The sequence below is a fragment of the Vogesella fluminis genome, assembly GCF_014652335.1.
In the GTDB taxonomy this organism is placed as follows: Bacteria; Pseudomonadota; Gammaproteobacteria; order Burkholderiales; family Chromobacteriaceae; genus Vogesella; species Vogesella fluminis.
Window position 1 is genome coordinate 21,586 of the sequence record NZ_BMYP01000005.1, and the last position, 19,063, is coordinate 40,648.

Sequence of the window (19,063 nt, forward strand, 5' to 3'; positions counted from 1 at the left end):
CCCACCGCACATGCTGCAACGCGCATTGACAAGCCCGCCCGCCGCGCCCTCTAATACCGCCCCCGCTGCAAGGAATCGACGATGCAAGACCTGCACCACTGGCAAGCCTTCTGCCTCGCGCTGGCACGCGAACAGGCCGGCGACGACGGCGCCCACGACCTGAACCACCTCGGCCGCGTCTGGCATGCGGCGCGGCAGCTGCTGGCCAGCTATCCGCAGGCCGACGCGCTGGTGGTGATGGCGGCCTGCCACCTGCACGACCTGGTCAACCTGCCGAAGAACCACCCCGACCGCCACCTCGCCTCGCGCCAGGCAGCAGTGCTGGCCAGCACCAGGTTGGCCGCCGCCGGCTTCGACGCGGCACGGTTGCCGGCGGTGGCGCACGCCATCGAGGCGCACAGCTTTTCCGCCAATATCGCGCCGCAGACGCTGGAAGCACAGATCGTGCAGGACGCCGACCGCCTGGACGCGCTCGGCGCCGTCGGCCTCGCGCGGCTGTTCTACACCGCCGGTCGCATGAACAGCGCGCTGGCCGCCAGCGACGACGTGCTGGCCGTGCAACGGCCGCTGGACGACCGCGCCTACGCGCTGGACCATATCGCGGCGAAGCTGGCGACGCTGCCCACCACCATGCAGACCGCCGCCGGTCGCGAACTGGCCGAAACGCGGCTGCAATGGCTGTACCAGTTCCGTGACGTGTTTGTCGCGGAATGGGCGCCCGAGACGCCGCCGTCCTGAACGGCACCCGATCCAGTCGGCAGCCCGCGGCTGCCGGCGGAAGCAACTGGCCAGCACGAGGCGGCGCAGACTGCCCGGCCGGCCAGGGTAGTACCAACAACAACACCTGACCGATAGCAAACCATGAACATCCAACAACTGATCGACGACATCGCCGCCGATGTCCGCCCCTACCTCGCGCAGGCCGCGCCCGCCGACTACATCCCGGCCTTGGCCGGCGAGGACCCGCAACAATTCGCGATGGCGGTGGCGACGCTGGACGGCCGGCTGTACGCTACCGGCCACAGCGACAAGCGCTTCTCCATCCAGAGCATCTCCAAGGCGTTCATGCTGGCGCGGGTGCTGGCGGTGCACGGCGACGCGCTGTGGCAGCGCGTCGGCAAGGAGCCGTCCGGCAACCCGTTCAACTCGCTGGTGCAGCTGGAGTACGAACAGGGCGTGCCGCGCAACCCGTTCATCAACGCCGGCGCGCTGGTGGTCACCGATATCGCGCTGAGCCAGATCGGCGACTCCAGCAGCGCGCTGCGCGACTTCCTGCGCGAGGAAAGCGCGCAGCCGGCGCTGGATTTCGATTACGTGATCGCGGCGTCGGAATCGGAGCACGGCCACCGCAATGCGGCGCTGGCGCACTTCATGAAGAGCTGCGGCAACCTGCACAACAATGTCGAGCAGGTGCTGGCGCACTATTTCCGCGCCTGCAGCCTGCGCATGAACGTGACCGAGCTGGCGCGCGCCGGGCTGTTTCTCGCCAACCACGGCGCCTCGCCGGTCAGCGGCGTGCAGCGGCTGACGCGCAGCCAGGCCAAGCAGATCAACGCCATCATGCTGACCTGCGGCACCTACGACGCCGCCGGCGAATTCGCCTACCGCGTCGGCCTGCCGTGCAAGAGCGGCGTCGGCGGCGGCATCCTGGCGGTGCTGCCGGGCAAGATGAGCATCGCGGTGTGGAGCCCGGGGCTGGATGCACGCGGCAACTCGCTGGCATCCCTGGAGGCGCTGGACCGCTTCACCACCCGCAGCGGCGAATCGGTGTTCTGAGCCGCAAGGTTGGCCGCAAGCCTTGCGGCCAACCTTGTGCCGGCCTGCTTCCATAAAAAATGGCGGATCGCATGATCCGCCGAGCAGCCTTGAATGCCAGGAGTGTTTCAAGGAAAACCGCCGCGCCGCTGCCATCAGCAAGCGGCGCGGATAAAACGCTTACTTCCAGTTGGCCGGGAACTTGTAGCCGGCGTACTTCTGCTTCGCCCAGGCGCGGAACGCCGGCGAGTTGTAGGCGGCGATCACGTCCTTGGCCCATGGCTTGTTCACGTCAGCCGCGCGCACCACACCCCAGTTGACGTAGGCGTAGCTCTTTTCCTGGTACACGGCTTCGGTCAGCTTGATGCCGGAGCTGACGGCGTAGTTGCCGTTCACCACCGCGAAGTCAACATCGGCGCGCGAGCGCGGCAGTTGCGCGGCTTCCAGCGGCACGATCTTGATCTTCTTGACGTTGACTTCGATGTCCTTTTCCGACGCGGTCAGCGGGTTGATGCCCTTCTTCAGCTTGACCCAGCCCAGATCGTTCAGCATCACCAGCGCGCGGGCGAAGTTGGACGGATCGTTCGGTGCCGCCAGGGTGCTGCCGACTTTCACGTCCTTCAGCGACTTCAGCTTGCCGGCGTAGATGCCCAGCGGCGCGGTCGGCACCTGGAACACTTCCTTCAGCTGCAGCTTGTTTTCACGGGCGAAGTTGTCGAGGTAAGGCTTGTGCTGGAACACGTTGACGTCCAGCGAGCCTTCCTGCAGTGCCAGGTTCGGGCGCACGTAGTCGGTGAATTCCACCAGCTTCACGCTGTAGCCCTGCTTTTCCAGCAGCGGCTTGATCTGCAGTTTCACCTGGTCGCCGAAGTCGCCAACGGTGGTGCCGATGGTGATTTCCTTTTTCGCCGGGTCGGCAGCGTAAACGTTGGCCGCAGCGGTCAGGCCGATGGCGGCAACAGCGATGGATTTCAGTACGAGTCTGCGCATGGTGTTCTCCTTGTGAGAGTCTTTGTCCAATGGCGTGGCGTCTGCGTGAACGCCCGCCGCTTTAAATTGAGTGCTTAACGCTTGTCGAGGCGGGCCGCCAGATGGTTGCCGGCAAACTGGATGATCTGCACGATCACCACCAGCAGCAGCACCATCGCCACCATCACCTCGGTCTGGAAGCGGTAGTAGCCGTAACGGATGGCCAGGTCACCGATGCCGCCGCCGCCCACCACGCCGGCCACCGCCGAGTAGCTGAGGAAGCTGATGGTGAGAATGGTCAGGCTGGAGATCAGGCCGGCGCGGGCCTCGCCCAGCAACACCTTCCAGATGATCTGCGCCGGGCTGGCGCCCATCGCCTCGGCCGCCTCGATCACGCCGCGCGGGATCTCGCGCAGCGTCTGCTCCACCAGCCGTGCAAAGTACGGGATGGCGGCAAACGACAGCGGCACCGCGGCGGCGATCGGGCCGATGGTGGAGCCGACCAGCAGCCGCGTCAGCGGCACCAGCGACACCATCAGGATGATGAACGGGAACGAGCGCACCAGGTTGACGAACCAGCCGACCACGCCGTTGACGGCGCGGTTGGCGAACAGCTGTCCCGGCTGCGTCAGGTACAGCAGGATGCCGAGCGGGCCGCCGACCACGATGGCGACGGAAAGGCCGATGGCCAGCATCAGCCCGGTTTCCACGCTGGCCTGCCAGATTTCCGGCGCCAGATCGGACAGATTGGCCAGTGCCTGGGCAAGCGTCAGTTGTTCGTCCATTTATGCGACCTCCAGCAGCGATTTGGCCAGCGCCGAACGCGCTGCGACCTGTTTGTCGGTGACTTGCAGCAGCTCGACCACTTCACCGGCGTCGAGCAAGGCGGCGCGGTGGCAGATGGAGCGGATGACGTGCATTTCGTGGGTGACGATCACCACGGTGACGCCGAAGCGGGCGTTGATGTCCTGCAGGCAATCGAGGATGGACTGCGTGGTTTTCGGGTCCAGCGCCGAGGTCGGCTCGTCGGCGAGGATCACGTGCGGCCGCGGTGCCAGTGCGCGGGCGATGCCGACGCGCTGCTTCTGGCCGCCGGACAGCTGCGCCGGGTAGTGGCCGGCACGGTCGGCGAGGCCGACGACGTCCAGGCACTCGGCGACACGGGCGTCGATGTCGGCGCGGCTCCAGCCGGCGATCTCCAGCGGAAAGGCGATGTTGGCCGCCACCGTGCGGTTGGCCATCAGGTTGAACTGCTGGAACACCATGCCGATATTCTGGCGCGCGCGGCGCAGCTCGGCGGCGGACAGGCTGGTCAGGTCGCGGCCATCGACATTGACGCTGCCGTGGTCGGGGCGTTCCAGCAGGTTGATCAGTCGCAGTAGCGTGGATTTGCCGGCGCCGGAAAACCCGATCAGGCCGAAAATCTCGCCCGCCTTGATATGGAGGGTGGTGTCGCGCACGGCGTCAAACCAGCCGCCTTCAGGGCGACGGAAGCGCTTGTGTACGTTTTTGAGGTGAATCATCCTGGACTCCGAAGCAATAAAGCCCGCCGGGTTTGCGCTGGCGGGCTTTATCACGTGGAATCTTCGGTATCGAAAATTGGGAGAATCGTTTGATAAAACAATCCCCACGCTTTAGCTGTTTTACGCCCGCAAGCTGTGTTCAAATCGGCGTTAATCAAGTTGTTGTACACAATTGAACAATATACATTCGTTTGTGTCAATCGCTGCGATGCACCATCTTACCCTTATGTCGCAAAATTGCAAACATTAGTTTTAATATAACTTTTAGCAATTTAAATATTATATCCAGTGCCAGACACCGGCAGCGGCCGCCGACACGCGATCACGCTGCCATCTGCCCTTATCGCGCGCTAAAACAGGCGCTTAGCTGGCCCAGTTCGCCGTAGCGCAGGCTCGCCTCGCTGTCCGGCGCCAGCGTCAGCACACCGGCATAGGAGCCGGTGATCACCACCTGTCCCGGCAGGATCGCCTCGCCACGCGCGGCGAGGAAGCCCTGCAGCCAGTACAGCGGCGCCAGCGGATCGCCGGCCGGGTGCACGCCGGCCAGACTTTCCTCGCGCTCGCCCTGATTCAGCACCAGCGCCAAAACGTTGGCCGCAAAGGCGGCATCGCGATCGACCTGCGGCCCCAGCAGCAGGCCCTGGTTGACCAGACCGTCGGCCAGCGACTGCAGGAACGACGGCTTCGGCAGCGGCTGGTAGCGGCTGTCGATCAGCTCCAGCGCCAGATGCACGCGGGTGATGGCGGCGCAGATCTCGGCCGCGGTGTAAGGCTCGGCGCGCAGCGGCAGGCCGCCGTCGAAGACGAAGGCCAGCTCCGGCTCGACGCGTACCGCGCCGTCGCGCAGCCACACCGGGCATGGTGCGGCGGGGTGACTGCTGTGAATGCTGGTCGCGTAGATCGGCGCGGCGACGGTCTTGTCGCCGTCCGGCAGGCCGCACTTCCAGCCGCCGATGGCGTCGTTGAGCAGGCCGGAGACGGCCTGCTGGATCGCCAGCGCGTCGGCCGGCGTCTGTGGCGCCTGGGCGTCGGCCAGCAGCGGGCCCTGGCTACCGCTGAGGCGGCGCGCCGCAAGGGTAATGGCGGCGCCATGGATATCGGATGGGGTCATGAGGGAATGAAAACGGGTGGCAAAGCACCGTTGTACCCGCCTGTGCGCGCGGCGGCAAGCTCACTGCAGCTCAGCCGCGATAGCGCACGCAGTTGCGGCCGGCGGCCTTGGCCTGGTACGGCGCGGCGTCGGCCTCGCGCAGCAGCACCTCCTCGTCGCTGCCGTGGGCCGGATAGCTGACCGCCAGGGGAGCCGCTGGCGCAGAACAACTGCGCGGCACGTGCTGCGCCTTGTTCCAGGCCGGTTTTGACCCAAACGCGACCCGCAAACGAAACGTCAACAGACCCTAAGGTTGGCCGCAATAATGGGCACATGGCATGCGGCCATCCTGATGCGGTGAGCTGCAGCATAAATACACGCCGCCAACATTTTGAAAATGGCCGTACACGCCACCGGTTGGCGGCGTGTACGGCCAGCGGCGGGCAAGCCGCAGCGGCTCGCCCCAAAAGAAAGCAGATCGTCAGAAGCTGTATGTCATCCCGGCGTAGAAGCTGCGGGCAGGCCCCGGTACACCGACGCCCCAGGCAATGCCGTTCTTCGACATGGTACGGCCCTGGCCTGTGTAAGCACCACCCAACGGATCGGTATAGTGATGGTTGAGCAGGTTCTCGACACCAAAATCAATGCTGTAATTCTTTTGCTGGTAGCGACTGCGCAAGTTGAGCAAACCGTAGCCGGGGGTGGCAAATTCATTACGTTCACGCGAGAGTTTGTGCTTGGCCGCAACCAATTGCCACTCCAGTGTATTGCGCCATGCGCCCTGCTCTTGCTGCAGGCCAAACGTCCCGTTAAGCGGCATGATGTTGTACAGGTTATCGCCGGTTGTCAGGTTGCGGCCACGGGTGTAGGACACCTTCCCGGTCAGCCGGATCTGCCCCAGAGCCGGGTTTTTCCACAGTGCAACCTTGCCATCCAGATCGGCACCGTACAGCTCGGCATTCTGGTTGACGTAGCGCAGGGTAACGTAGCGATCGGTGACGGTGAGGTTGGTACTGCCGCCACACAGTGCGGTGCCGCAGCGCTCGGCATCGATGTAGTTTTCCACATAGCTGTAATAAGGCGTGAACTTGATGGACCAGCGCTCGTTGGCTGCATCATTCCAGACCGAGGCAAGGCTGAGGTTATGCGCCACCTCCGGCTTGAGGCTCACGTTGCCAAAGTAGCCGTTGCCATCGCCGGCGTAGTTGTTCATTACGGCCGCCATGCCCATGCTGGACCAGCTGTAGCGCTCGTACAGGTTGGGTGAGCGGGTTTTGCGCGCATATGCCAGTTCATAGCGTTTGCCTGCTTCCGGCTGGAAGTTGAGCTGCATGCTCAGGTCGACGTTATAGTCGGTCTGGTGCCGGTCCCTGGCATTGAAGGCTGCAGCATCGGTGGCATAGGCTGGCATGGTGTTATAACCGGCAACCTTGTCACTGTTCATGTCCACCACGCCCAGACGCAAGCCGAACAGGCCGTCCAGCGTATCGCTCCAGCGGTGGGCCAGTTCGCCAAAGGCTTCCAGGCGGTCGCGTTTGCCGTTATTGATGTTCTGGAAGGTATCGGGACTCATCATGCCCGTTACCATGCCGACTGCCGGCCACCAGTCGTCCAGCCGATATCGCTGGAATTCACCGCCGACTTTCCAGGTATTGCTGGCATCCGCGGCCAGGGTTGCGGTGAGGGTGCCGCCCTGGGTATGGCTGGCAGTCTCCATGGGCATGCCGGCGTAGCCACCATAGGTGTACTGTTTGTCATCGCCGAACTGCATGCTGTGACGCACATACTGGGCATAGAGTCTGGCATCCAGCATCCCCCAGTCATACTCGGCGGCATAGTGGGTGGAGGCTTGGTAACTATCGTTACCGGTCATATCCATGCGCTGATTGGCAAAGCCCTCGTAGGGGCTATGCTGGGCGCCGGCCTTGATTTCCCACAGGTGCCGGTCACCACGCATGGCAACGGCCAGCTCATGGTTCTGGGTTTCATAGCTGCTGGAGCCCACGGTATCGCCGTCCAGCCAGCCTCGGCCGCTACTACCGCCCGGATTCTTGAACTCCTTGGCCGCTTTATAGTTGCCGGCCTTGGCCATGGAGCCGGTGTAACTCATGCTGATGTTTTCATTGGCAACCGTAGCCGATGCACGGGCGGTGGACGCATGGCCGTTGCTGCGATAGCCCGCCCCTACCTCGCCTTTCACCAGCAGGTCGCCGCCAGTGGCAAACGCCTGCGGAGCCGATTCGGCAATGACTACCCCGCCGATATTGTCCCCCCCTACGCTTACCGGTGCCGTACCGGCATATACCTGAATGCTGTCAACCTTGCTTGCATCCATGTACGACAGCGGCGAGTTCATGTGATTGGGGCAGGAGGCGGGTACGGTTGCATCATCAGTGCGTACCAGCAGTCGGTCATCGGCCAGGCCGCGCAGTACCGGCAGGGACGAGAAGCCCCCCGCTCCGCGCAGGCTCATGCCGGGCACCGCCTGCAACAGGCGTGCGGCATCGGGCCCCTGTGCCTTCAGCGAGGCCAGTTCTTCCTGTTGCAGCCGGGTATGATTATCGACGGATTGTCCTTCCACTTTGACTTCCGGCAGCGTGACAGTGTTGTCCGCTGCAGCCTGCTGCCCGATGCCAAGAATGGCAATGCCGACAGCCCAAGCCAGATGGTTTTTCCTGAATGGCATGAGTTTCTTTCCTGAGTTGAGTAAAAATATTGAGTCAGTGTGTTGTGATGCTGAATGTCACGGGCACGAGCGCCTCGGCAGGAACTGCCTGTCCGTCTTGTTGTGCCGGAGAAAAAAACCAGCTCCGGACAGCCGTCATGGCCGACTGGTCCAGGCGGGGATGACCGCTGGAGCGTTCCAGCCCAACCGTCTGCACGGTACCGTCCCGGCCAATGCCAAGCCGCAGCCAAACCCGTCCCTGCTCACGCAGGCGGCGTGACAATTCCGGATATACCGGCTGGCGTGACTGGCGGACTTCGGGTGCCTGGAACGCGGAGGCCGCGTGCGAACCGGGATGAGACACCGCAGGCGCCATCAGCCCGGCTACCCCAGCCTGTTCCACCGCTGCCACACCGGAAGAGACGTCCGCCGGCGATGCTGCCGGCACCGCCGCCGTTCCGGTTGCGGCAGCCCGTGGCGATATGCGACGGACGGTGCGAGGCGCATCGGCATGTCGCCGGAAAGGGGATGCCGAGGAAGTGGCGGGCATGGCAGGCACGGCAAGCGGGAGATTTTGCGGCTTGGCGGACAGCACCACCCTGACCGCTGCGGTCGGATAGGCATGGGCCAAACCGGCATGGGGGGTTTCCGGGTACGGACTGGCCAGCATGGCGCCATGCATTACCAAGGAAAGTACTAACGCACGCTGTATGTTCACCCTGACTGGCTTGAATTATTTAGATTGGATGAATTGTATCGGAGAGTCCGTTCCGCCTGGTGCGACATATTGCCGCATGGCAGAAGACAAATGGGGGGGGCCGGCAATCCTCCCGCCAGGGCATTACCGGCTCAGGCGGCCAGCGACAGGCTGGCAAACAGCGGCAGGTGGTCCGACAGGTGCGACCAGGGTTGGCCGCGACACACCGCCGCCTGGTGGACATGCAGGCCGCGCACGTAGATGCGGTCCAGCGGCAACAGCGGCAGCCGTGCCGGGAAGCTGCGTGCATGCTGGCCCTGCTGCTGCACGAACACTTCCTGCAGGCCGCAGCCGTGCCCCAGCCAGCTGTCGGCCTCGCCGCGCCAGTCGTTGAAATCGCCGGCCAGGATCAGCGGCATGTCGGCCGGAATATGCTGCCGGATATAGTGCTGCAATGTCTGGTACTGGCGGCGGCGGTCGCGCGCCAGTAGGTTGAGGTGGGCGCAGAGGCAGGCCACCGCTTGCGGCCAACCTTGCGGCCGGATCACGGTGTGCAGGATGCCGCGCCGCTCCAGACGGTTGACCGAGATATCATGATTGGCGGCCAGCTGCTGCGGAAAACGTGACAACACCGCATTGCCGTGGTGGCCGTGGTCGTAGCGCGCATTCATGCCATAGCTGGCGGAATGGGCCAGTGCCGAGGCCAGAAAGTCGTGCTGCGGCCAGCCGGCATGGCACTGCTCGCGTCCGGCATGCCGGCCCTGCACCTCCTGCAGGAACAGTACGTCAGCGGACAGCTGCTGCAGGGCACTGGCAATTTCCTGCATGTGAGAGCGGCGGTTGAGCGGCGACATGCCCTTGTGCAGGTTGAACGTCACCACGCTCAGGCGCTTGCTTGGCATGATGCCTGCTCCTCCAGCCAGTCGCTCACCGCCGCCTGCGCTGTCTTGAACTGCTGCCACAGCTCCGGGATCGCCGCCAGATCGGCGGCACGCCCCGCTTTTTCCAGCGCTGCCGCCATGTCACCCAGTGCCATGGCGCCGACCATGCGGCTGGCACCCTTGATCCGGTGTGCCGACCAGGCAATTTGTGCGGCATCGCCGGCGGCCACCGCCTGCGCCAGGGCGGCAACATCCTCGTTGTTGCCCTGCATGAACTCGTCCAGAATCGCCTGCTCCACCGACCAGTCTCCGGCACTGTATATTGCCAGCGCCTGACGATCGATCACGGCCCCCGCAACGACCACCGGTGCTGCCGCTACCGGTTCAGGCGCGGGCAGCAGGGCGACATTGCCCAGCCACTTGTGCAGCATGTCCTTCAATGCCGCCAGCCCCAGCGGCTTGCTAAGGAAGTCGTCCATGCCGGCAGCACGGGTCTTGTCCAGCTCCTCTTTTGCCACATTGGCGGTGCAGGCGATGATCGGCACCGGTGTCCGCCCCTGGGCCGCCTCCTGGCTGCGGATTGCCTGTGCCAGCGCATAACCGTCCATCTGCGGCATATGGCAATCGGTCAGCACCAGCGAGAACATTTGCTGCTGCCACAGGCCAAGTGCCATCAGCCCGTCCTCGGCAGCCACCACCGGGTAACCAAGCAGCTCGAATTGTTTGACGGTCAGTTTGCGGTTGGTTGGATTGTCCTCCACAAACAGTACCGGTGCCATGTCGCGCATCCGCCCACCGGCGGCGGCCACAATGGCGGCATGGTCCAGCTCACCCGCCTGTGGCAATTCGGCGGCATCGCACAAGGGGAAACGGATTTCCAGCGAGGCGACGGTGCCGTTGCCCGGCTCGCTGTCCATCGCCACCGCCCCGCCCATCAGCCCGGACAGGCGCCGGCAGATGGTCAACCCGAGGCCGGTACCGCCAAAGCGGCGGGCGGTACTGTTTTCCGCCTGGGTGAAGGGCTCGAACAGCAATGCCAGCTGCTGGCTGTCGATGCCGATACCGGTGTCGGCTACCTCGAAGCGCAGCCACTGTTCGCTGGTGGTCGTTTCCAGACAGCGCACGCGCAGCGTTACCTGGCCCTGCTGCGTGAACTTGAGCGCATTGCTGCAGAAATTCTGCAGTATCTGGCGCAGGCGCAGCGGGTCAAAGCGCAATGCCGGTGCCACCCGGTCGTCGATATCGAGCAGGAACCACAGCTGCTTGCGCTGCGCCAGCTCCGCGTACAGGTGGTGTACGCGCTGCATCAACACACGCACCGATGCCGGCTCGGGAACGATCTCCAGCTTGCCGGCCTCGATCTTGGAAAAGTCCAGAATGTCGTCGATCAGGCGCAGCAGGGTATGCGCCGACTCCTGCACCGTGTCCACCGCATCGCGCTGCGCCTCGTCCAGCTCCGTTAGCGATAGCAGCTCCAGCATGCCCAGCACGCCGTTCATCGGGGTCCGGATCTCGTGGCTCATCGCGGCGAGGAAGGCGCTCTTGGCACGACTGGCAGCGTTGGCCGCATCGCGTGCCAGTAACAGGTCGGCCTGCTGCTGTTTCAGCGCGCTGATATCGGTCAGCACGCACACCGCGCCGCCGTCCGGCACCCGCCGCGACGCCTGCTGCAGCCAGCGCTCGTTCCAGCGCAGCTCGAACGACGATGCCTCGCGGCCGTAGCGTGCCAGCCGCTCCACGAACCAGCTGTGCTCCTCGTAGCCCGGCTCCGGCTGCTCGCCGGCGATCAGGCTGGCGCGCAGCACGCCGGCAAAGGACTGCCCTTTCAGCGTTTCCGGTGTGTTGCCGGCACCGGCCAGGCGGGCAAAGTGGCTGTTACAGCGCACCAGCCGGTCGTCGGCATCGAACAGTGCAAAGGCATCATCCAGCGAATCGATCGCCAACTCCAGCTGCTGGCGCGCCTCGGCGGCGGCATCATGTGCGCGCAGCACTCCTTCTTCTGCCTCGCGCCGGCTGGTGATGTCGAAACAGGCCAGGATCACGCCACCCTCGGCAGAGCCCGGAAACAGCAACTGGCCGGCGAACAGCACCCAGACCGGCTTGCCGCTGGTCTGCACGCAATTGATTTCGAGATTGAGGTGGCTGTCGTCGCGGCGCACCTGTTCCAGCCCGTCGTGCAGCTGACGCCACGCCTCGTCGCTACCGAGCAGCTCGCGCAGCGGCACGCCCGGCAGCCCGTCCTCGCGGGTGCCGAACAGCACCTCGCAGGCACGGTTGGCGCGCACGATGCGGTAGTCGCTGTCCAGCCGCATCAGCCCGACCGGCGACGCGCTGTAGATCGCCTCTTCCAGCTGCAGCACTTCACGCAGGTGGCGTTCGCTGGCACGGCGGCGGTCTTCCTCGGCATAGAAGCTGACAATGCTGCCGCAGGCGCCAAGCAACGGCTGCAATGCCTGGTAATGGGCATCACTGACGGCCTCGATGGCAATACCGGCCACCATCACCGTGCGGCCGTCGATCCGGATCGGCAGGAAGGTCCAGCCATCCTCCGTAATGGTCTGCTGCAACTGGCCCTGCTGCAGGGCAAGCGCCAGCGGCAGCTGCCGAAAGTGATCCACCCATGGCGGCTCCTTGCTGCCACCCAGCCGCGCCTGGATGCGGAACGATGCCGGCTTGTCGCACGCCGCTTCCAGTGACAGCACCAGCCCTTCGGTGACGCCGAAGTAATCCAGCAGGATGCGCAGCACCTCGCGGAATACCGTCTGTCGCGGGCTGCGTGCGAACAGCAGGCTCTCCACGCGCTGGATCGCCGACAGCAGCTGCATGCTGCGTGCCAGCGACTGCTCGGCGATGGTGCGCTGGTGCTCGTCGCGGATGATCAGCAGCCGACGGCTGTGGCGGCCGTCGCGGCCGTCCACCAGCGGGCTGACGGTAATCGCGGCAAAGAAACGGCTGCCATCGTGCCGGCGGCCGCTGCCGGCGCGCGACACGTCGAAGCGGCCCTCGTCGTCCAGCCAGTCGGCATCGGCGCCGTCGACGCTGAGGATGTCGTCCAGCGACAGCCCCTGCAACGCCGCCAGCGGCAAGCCGAACATCTTCTCGGCGCCGTAGTTGGCCACCTCGATGCGGTGGCTGGCATTGACGGTCAGGATCGCGTCCGCCGCCGCATCCAGCACCCGCTGCATACGCTGCAGCGGACGCAGGATACGGTAGCGCATGCGCAGCAGCAGGTAGCCGTATAACAGCAATGCCAGCACGGCAAAAGAAATGTTCAGCATCAGGCTGCGTGCATGGCGCTGCTGCTGCTCATCGACACGGTTGGCCGCAGCACGGGTCAGCTCGGCAAAAAAGGTGCCCAGGTTACGGCTGAGCTGCTGCGCGGCCATCTTGTACTCGGCCGCCGTGGCCGGCATGGCACGGCCCTGCTCCAGCGCCAGCAGCTGCCGGTCGGTACGCTGGTGCAACTGCCAGGCCTGGTCCGACAATGCCGCCAGCGGCTGTCGCAACACGGCATCGCCGAGATAGCCGGTACTGTAGCGCAATGATTCCAGCAGCAAAAAGGCACGCTCGCGGCTGCGCACCAGCTCGTACTCGTCGGTGGAATTGAGTTTGCGCACCAGCTGCGCACGGATGATCAGCGCATTGCCTTCCTGCTCCAGGGCACGGCTTAACTGCCATAGCTGGTACTTGGTTTCCGCCAGCCGGTTGAGGCGGTCATCCGCGCCATTGGCCAGATGAAAAGCATCGAGGCGCAACACCCTGTCGATGGCATCCTGCCAGGTACCGACCGACAGCTTCCAGCCGAAAATGGCATTTTCGTCGAACGCCACCGGCTGCCGTGCCAGTACCTTGTCCATCTCCTGACGCCGCTGGCGCAAGTGCGGCTGCCGCTGTTGCAATTGCAGCAATGCCGCATTGCGGTCCCCCTCCTGCGGCTGCGACAGGCGCTGTAATGCAATATGCAGGCGCTGATCGGTACTGATGCGCGCCTGCTGCAGCTCGGTGCGCTCATGGCGGCTGGCCGGCCGTGCCTGCGCCAGCAGGCCGAGCTGGAGCTGGTTTTCGCGGTTGATGGCTGATGCCAGCATGAACACGTCAAGGTTGGCCGCATTGAGCATGGCGTGCTGGCTGGCCTGGCGATAATTGAACACGCCGGAGCGGATCAGCAGGCCGGAGGCCACCAGCTGCAACGAGCCGAGTATCACCACGATCAGGATCACCGCCTGGCCGATGCCGGCGGTTTGCTGCTGCAGCTGACCTTGCTTGCTCATGGCGGACCTCGCGTGGCTCAGACAGTCGGGGGGGGCGTGATGATGTCGTCCAGCTCGCAACTGATATCGATTTCGCCGACACCGAAACGGTCCGGGAACTGACGCAGCACGCGCAACTGCGTCCTGGTGATTTCACTGCCGCGCAGCAGCAGCAGCTGCCCGGTCTTGTTGTACAGATCACGCGCCAGCCGGCTACCCGGTTTCACCGCATCCAGACGGAGGCGCTGTACCGGCTTGTTGTCCTCGTCCAGCAACAGCGACGCCTGCGCCACCAGTTCGCCAAACACGTGACGATCGAATGCGGTGCCGGTGGCTATCTTGTAGTAGGAGAACGGGTCGATGTCCGGGCGCGGCCGCGTCAGTGCCAGGCGCAGCGTTTTTTCCATGTCGGCCGGTTTGGGCGGCTTGATGATGAAACCGTCGGCATGCAGCTGTGCGGCAATGACGATATTGCTCTTTTCCGGATGGCCGGACAGGAACACGAACGGCAGGTTGGGCGGATTGTTGGTACGACCGCAGCGCAGGTCTTTCAGCACGTCGAGGCCGTTCATCGGCTCCATCTGCACATCGCACAGCACGATGTCGATCGGTTTGGCTTCCAGCGTGCGCTTGGCGAAGGAGCCATCTACCGCCTGTGACAGGTTTTCCGGTGCAACGCCCATGGTGCGCAGTGCCTGCGCCACCAGGGTGCGCACCAGCATTTGGTCATCGACGATCAGCACCCGCAGCCGGGAGAAATCCACAGTCATGACTTGGCCTTGCCCTTATCGTGGTTGCTACCCTGCATGATGGCGAGTGGCGACATGGCAGGCAAGGTTTTAATGCATGAAACTCGAAAATAGCGCACTCATTTTGAACATTCCTCAGCATCCGGTAGCCGGTGCCAGCCGCTGCCCCAGCGCGCGGATCGCCGCAGCATTGGAGGGCGAGAACGCCTTGTCGGCCGCCTGCCGCCACGGCAGCCAGCACCAGGCCAGATGCTCGGCGGCGGCCAGCCGCACTGCGCACGGTACCGGCAGCTGCAGGCTGAACACGTGCTCAGTGTTGTGCGTCACCCCCGGCGCGTAGCGGTGGCGCCACTGCGGGTAGATCTCGTATACGTTCTGCTGCTGCCAGTCGCTCAGCGCAAGGTTGGCCGCATCGATGCCGGTTTCCTCGAACACCTCGCGCAGTGCGGTGTCGCGCAGGCTCTCGTCGCCTTCGCGGCTGCCGGTCACCGATTGCCAGAAGCCGGGACGGTCGGCGCGTTCGATCAGCAGCACCTGGCCGTCGGCGCTGTGGATCACCACCAGTACCGATACCGGCTGCTTCGCTGGCTTGCTCATGGCTTGCCCGCCGCGCCGGCAAGGCTGGCGATCAGGCCGGCCAGCTCCACCGCCGACTTGACGCCCATCTTGTCGAACACCCGCGCGCGGTGCACTTCCACCGTCTTCATGCTGATATGCAATGCCTCGGCGATCTGCTTGTTGAGCAGGCCGGCCAGCACCAGCTGCATCACTTCCTTTTCGCGTTCGGTCAGCGTCGCCAGCGTCTGGTGCAGCCGCGATTCGCGTTGGTGCTGCTCGCGCGCGACGCGGTCCTGCTGCAGGCAGTGCTCGACCTGCGCCAGCAGGCGCTGGTCGTCGAACGGCTTTTCCAGGAAATCGACCACCCCCAGCTTGAACGCCGCCACCGCGTGCGGCACGTCGCCGTGGCCGGTCAGCATCACCACCGGCGGGCAGTACGGCCATGCGGCCAACGTTTGCAGCAGCACGATACCGCTCATGCCGGACAGGCGCAGGTCGACGATCAGGCAATTGAAGGCGGCATTGTCCGGCGCGGCGAGAAAAGATTCGGCGCTGTCGAAACCGGTAACGCGCAGGGTATCGCTTTCCAGCAGCCACAGCAGCGATTGCCGCACCGCGGCGTCGTCATCAATGACGGCAAGTGTCTGGCGTTTCATGTGCCGGCCTCGACCGGTGGCACGGCCACCGCTTGGTTGACCACCCGCAGCTCGCGCTGCGGGTACGGGATCTGGATATGGTGCTGCTTGAACAGCTGCCAGATGCGCAGGTTGATGTCTGAACGCAGGCCGGCGATGCCGTTTTCCGGGTCCCTCACCCACAACCCGATTTCCATGTTGATGCCGGAATCGGCAAAGGCGGTAACAAAAGCGTTCGGCGCCGGATCGCTCATCACCCGCGGGTGCTCGGCAGCCTCGCGCAGCAGGCGTTGTGCCAGTTCCAGATCAGTATCGTAGGCGACCTGGATCGGCATGCTGATCCAGATCTGCTTGTCGGTATAGGACTGGTTGATCACGGTGTTGGCGATCAGCGCCTCGTTCGGCACCAGCACCTCGCTGCCGTCCAGCCCCTTCAGCACCACATAGCGTGAGGTGATCTTGCTGACGTAGCCGACGCGGCCGTCGACCATCAGCCGGTCGCCGATGCGGATGGAGCGGTCGAGCAGGATGATGAAGCCGGACACGTAGTTGCTGGCGATCTTCTGCAAGCCGAAGCCGAGGCCGACGCCCAGCGCGCCGCCGAATACCGACAGCACGGTGAGATCGATGCCGACGATGGGCAGCGCCACCAGCACCGCACCGATGATCAACAGCGTGCGCGCCAGCTTGCTGATCACAAAGCGCAGGTTCATGTCGATGTCGCCGAGCTTCATCACCCGCTTCTCGATCAGCTTGCTGAGCCACAGTGCGCCGACCAGGATCACCGACACCCACACCAGTGCCGACAGGATCATCAGCAGGTTCAGCTCGTTCTTGCCGACGCGCAAGCGCACCGACTCCAGCCACTGCAGCACCAGGTTGTCGATGCCGGTCACCCACGCGGCAAAGGCCAGCCACAGCAGCATCGCCAGCAGGTGTTCCGAGTGGCGCTCCACTTTGCCCTCCGGCAGCGCGTGGCGCACGATGGCGGTCAGCACCCGGATCAGCGACAGCCAGAACAGCAGCGTCGCCGACAGCATCAGGATCACCGACGACTGTCCCTGCAGCAGCTGCCAGAGCAGTGCCATCGCCTGGGTCAGCAACTGCGCCGACAGCGGATACACCAGCCGGTACAGCAGGTATTTGCCGAACGGCCACTCCTGCGCCTGTGCCATCTGGAAATAGCGGCGGTACAGCTGCCGCGCCCACAGCCAGGCACACAGCAAGGCGGCGACGCCGACCAGCAGTTCCTGCCAGCCGGTTTCGCCCTGGATCACCTGGCCCAGCCGGTGCAGGGTGACCCCCGGCGTCCAGCCGTCCAGCATGTCGTTCACGGTATTGATCATGTTTCGTGCTCAAGGTTGGCCGCAACGCTCAGGCCCTGCGGCGTCAGGGTCAGCACTTTGCCGACGCGCCGTGCCAGTTCGTGGTCATGGGTGACGATGATCAGGCTGGTGCCCAGCGTGCGGTTCAGTTCCAGCATCAGCTCGAACACCGCCTCGGCATTGGCGCGGTCAAGGTTGCCGGTCGGCTCGTCGGCCAGCAGGCAGGCCGGATTGGTCACCAGCGCGCGCGCCATCGCCGCGCGCTGCCGCTCGCCGCCGGACAGCTCGCCCGGCTTGTGCTGCAACCGCGCGCCGAGTCCGACGCGCACCAGCATCGCCTGCGCCGCCGCCGCCGCTTCGTGGCGCGGGGTGCGCCGGATCAAGAGCGGCATCATCACGTTTTCCAGCGCGCTGAATTCCGGCAGCAGGTGGTGGAACTGGTAGACAAAGCCGAGGCTGCGGTTGCGCAGCTCGCCCAGCTTCTGCTCGGACAGGCTGCCGATCGCCTGCCCCATCAGCAGCACCTCGCCGCTGCTGGGGCGGTCCAGCCCGCCCAGCAGGTGCAGCAGCGTGCTCTTGCCGGAGCCGGAGGCGCCGACAATGGCCAGGCGTTCGCCTTGCTGCAGCGACAGGTTGATACCGGCGAGCACGCTGACATCGAGCTCGCCTTCACGATAGACACGCCCCAGATCGCGGCAGGACAGGACTTCACTCATAACGCAGCGCCTCCGCCGGGCGGGTACGTGCCGCGCGCCAGCTTGGATACAGCGTTGCCAGCAGCGACAACACCAGGGAAATGACGGCGATGGTGACCACGTCCGACAGCTGTACCTCGGATGGCAGGTAGTCGATCAGGTACACCTCGCTGGACAGCAGGCGCATGCCGAGCACGCGCTCGATCGCCGGCAGGATCACGTCCAGGTTGAAGGCCAGCAGCAGGCCGCCGGCGACGCCGCTGAGGGTGCCGAGCACGCCGGCTACCGAACCCTGGATCATGAAGATCTGCATGATGCTGGCCGGGCTGGCGCCGAGGGTGCGCAGGATGGCGATGTCGGCCTGCTTGTCGGTGACCACCATCACCAGCGTCGACACCAGGTTGAACGCCGCCACCGCCACGATCAGCGTCAGGATGATGAACATCATCCGTTTCTCGATCTGCACCGCACGGAAGTAGTTGCTGTTCATGTCGGTCCAGTCGCTGGCCACCAGGTTGGCCGCCAGCTGGCCGTTCAGCGCCGCCTTGACCTGCGGCGCCTGCAGCGGGTCGTCCAGCTTCAGCCGTACCCCGGACACGTCCTGCCCCATGCGGAACAGCACCTGCGCGTCGCGCAGGTGGATCATCGCCAGCGACGAGTCGTACTCGAACATGCCGATCTTGAACACGCCGGTGACGGTGAACTGCTTCAGGCGCGGCATCATGCCGGCCGGGGTGACATTGCCCTGCGGCGTGATCAGCGTCACCTTGTCGCCCACCTCCACCCCCAGCGCCCGCGCCAGCTCGTAACCGAGCAGGATGCCGAACTTGCCCGACTGCAGGTCGGTCAGCTTGCCGCGCTGCATCTGCTGCCCGAGGTCGATGACCTTGTCTTCCTGCTGCGGCACGATGCCGCGCACCATGGCGCCGCGTACCGCGCCGCCGCTGGACAGCAGGCCCTGGGCGTTGACGTAGGGCGCGGTGGCCAGCACGTGCGGCTGTCGCGTCAGGTTTGCGGCCAACATTGGCCAGCCGGCGACGCGACCGTCGTAGCTGCCGACCTCGACGTGCGACACCACCGACAGCATGCGGCCGCGTATCTCCTGCTGGAAGCCGTTCATTACCGACAGCACCACGATCAGCGCGGCCACGCCCAGCGCGATACCCAGCACCGACATCAGCGAGATGAAGGAGATAAAACCGTTACGACGCCGCGCACGCAGGTAGCGCAGCCCGACAAATATCTCGAAAGGAAAAGACATCGATACCTTG

General features: G+C 64.6%; 17 protein-coding genes. 2 read left to right on the forward strand and 15 right to left on the reverse strand.

Features of this window, described 5'->3' with window-relative positions; translation table 11 throughout:
- Positions 1–81: 81 nt before the first annotated feature.
- Both IE083_RS02685 and IE083_RS02690 read left to right on the forward strand, forming a co-directional pair.
- Positions 82–738 (forward strand): HD domain-containing protein, encoded by a 657-nt coding sequence (locus IE083_RS02685; protein ID WP_189352099.1) that lies wholly within the window; start codon positions 82–84, stop codon positions 736–738.
- A gap of 123 nt (positions 739–861) precedes the next feature.
- Positions 862–1,776, forward strand: a complete 915-nt coding sequence (locus tag IE083_RS02690) for a glutaminase (RefSeq protein ID WP_189352100.1) — start codon at positions 862–864, stop codon at positions 1,774–1,776.
- Positions 1,777–1,935: 159 nt separating this feature from the next.
- Here IE083_RS02690 and IE083_RS02695 read toward each other — a convergent pair whose 3' ends face one another.
- The 15 genes from IE083_RS02695 to IE083_RS02765 form a co-directional block, all read right to left on the reverse strand.
- Positions 1,936–2,745 carry a MetQ/NlpA family ABC transporter substrate-binding protein gene (locus IE083_RS02695; protein WP_189352101.1) on the reverse strand — a complete coding sequence of 270 codons (810 nt, stop codon included), beginning with the start codon at positions 2,743–2,745 and terminating at the stop codon, positions 1,936–1,938.
- Between the two features lie 74 nt (positions 2,746–2,819).
- Entirely contained in the window at positions 2,820–3,509 is a 690-nt protein-coding gene (locus IE083_RS02700; protein ID WP_047968061.1) for a methionine ABC transporter permease, read from the reverse strand.
- The gene (locus tag IE083_RS02705; protein WP_189352102.1) at positions 3,510–4,247 is read right to left on the reverse strand and encodes a methionine ABC transporter ATP-binding protein; all 738 of its coding nucleotides are present in this window, start codon (positions 4,245–4,247) and stop codon (positions 3,510–3,512) included. It abuts the gene before it with no gap.
- A gap of 340 nt (positions 4,248–4,587) precedes the next feature.
- Entirely contained in the window at positions 4,588–5,358 is a 771-nt protein-coding gene (locus IE083_RS02710) for a hypothetical protein (RefSeq protein ID WP_189352103.1), read from the reverse strand.
- 70 nt (positions 5,359–5,428) lie between these two features.
- On the reverse strand, positions 5,429–5,578 hold the full coding sequence (locus IE083_RS02715; protein WP_189352104.1) for a hypothetical protein: 150 nt from the start codon (positions 5,576–5,578) through the stop codon (positions 5,429–5,431).
- A 240-nt stretch (positions 5,579–5,818) separates the two neighbouring features.
- Entirely contained in the window at positions 5,819–8,023 is a 2,205-nt protein-coding gene (locus IE083_RS02720) for a TonB-dependent receptor (protein WP_189352105.1), read from the reverse strand.
- A 34-nt stretch (positions 8,024–8,057) separates the two neighbouring features.
- Entirely contained in the window at positions 8,058–8,672 is a 615-nt protein-coding gene (locus IE083_RS02725) for an energy transducer TonB (RefSeq protein ID WP_189352106.1), read from the reverse strand.
- A gap of 179 nt (positions 8,673–8,851) precedes the next feature.
- Positions 8,852–9,601 (reverse strand): endonuclease/exonuclease/phosphatase family protein, encoded by a 750-nt coding sequence (locus tag IE083_RS02730; protein ID WP_189352107.1) that lies wholly within the window; start codon positions 9,599–9,601, stop codon positions 8,852–8,854.
- Entirely contained in the window at positions 9,583–13,851 is a 4,269-nt protein-coding gene (locus IE083_RS02735; RefSeq protein ID WP_189352108.1) for an ATP-binding protein, read from the reverse strand. The genes IE083_RS02730 and IE083_RS02735 overlap by 19 nt, the downstream gene beginning before the upstream one ends.
- A gap of 17 nt (positions 13,852–13,868) precedes the next feature.
- Positions 13,869–14,600, reverse strand: a complete 732-nt coding sequence (locus tag IE083_RS02740) for a response regulator (RefSeq protein ID WP_189352109.1) — start codon at positions 14,598–14,600, stop codon at positions 13,869–13,871.
- Between the two features lie 114 nt (positions 14,601–14,714).
- Positions 14,715–15,176, reverse strand: a complete 462-nt coding sequence (gene nudB, locus IE083_RS02745; protein ID WP_189352110.1) for a dihydroneopterin triphosphate diphosphatase — start codon at positions 15,174–15,176, stop codon at positions 14,715–14,717.
- Positions 15,173–15,793: a response regulator transcription factor gene (locus IE083_RS02750; RefSeq protein ID WP_189352111.1), complete on the reverse strand. Its 621-nt coding sequence runs from the start codon at positions 15,791–15,793 to the stop codon at positions 15,173–15,175. The genes nudB and IE083_RS02750 overlap by 4 nt, the downstream gene beginning before the upstream one ends.
- Positions 15,790–17,118 carry a mechanosensitive ion channel family protein gene (locus IE083_RS02755; RefSeq protein WP_229799563.1) on the reverse strand — a complete coding sequence of 443 codons (1,329 nt, stop codon included), beginning with the start codon at positions 17,116–17,118 and terminating at the stop codon, positions 15,790–15,792. The genes IE083_RS02750 and IE083_RS02755 overlap by 4 nt, the downstream gene beginning before the upstream one ends.
- On the reverse strand, positions 17,115–17,813 hold the full coding sequence (lolD, locus tag IE083_RS02760) for a lipoprotein-releasing ABC transporter ATP-binding protein LolD (protein ID WP_189352112.1): 699 nt from the start codon (positions 17,811–17,813) through the stop codon (positions 17,115–17,117). Before lolD ends, IE083_RS02755 begins: the two co-directional genes overlap by 4 nt.
- The gene (locus IE083_RS02765) at positions 17,806–19,053 is read right to left on the reverse strand and encodes a lipoprotein-releasing ABC transporter permease subunit (RefSeq protein WP_189352113.1); all 1,248 of its coding nucleotides are present in this window, start codon (positions 19,051–19,053) and stop codon (positions 17,806–17,808) included. The genes lolD and IE083_RS02765 overlap by 8 nt, the downstream gene beginning before the upstream one ends.
- Between the last annotated feature and the right edge of the window lie 10 nt (positions 19,054–19,063).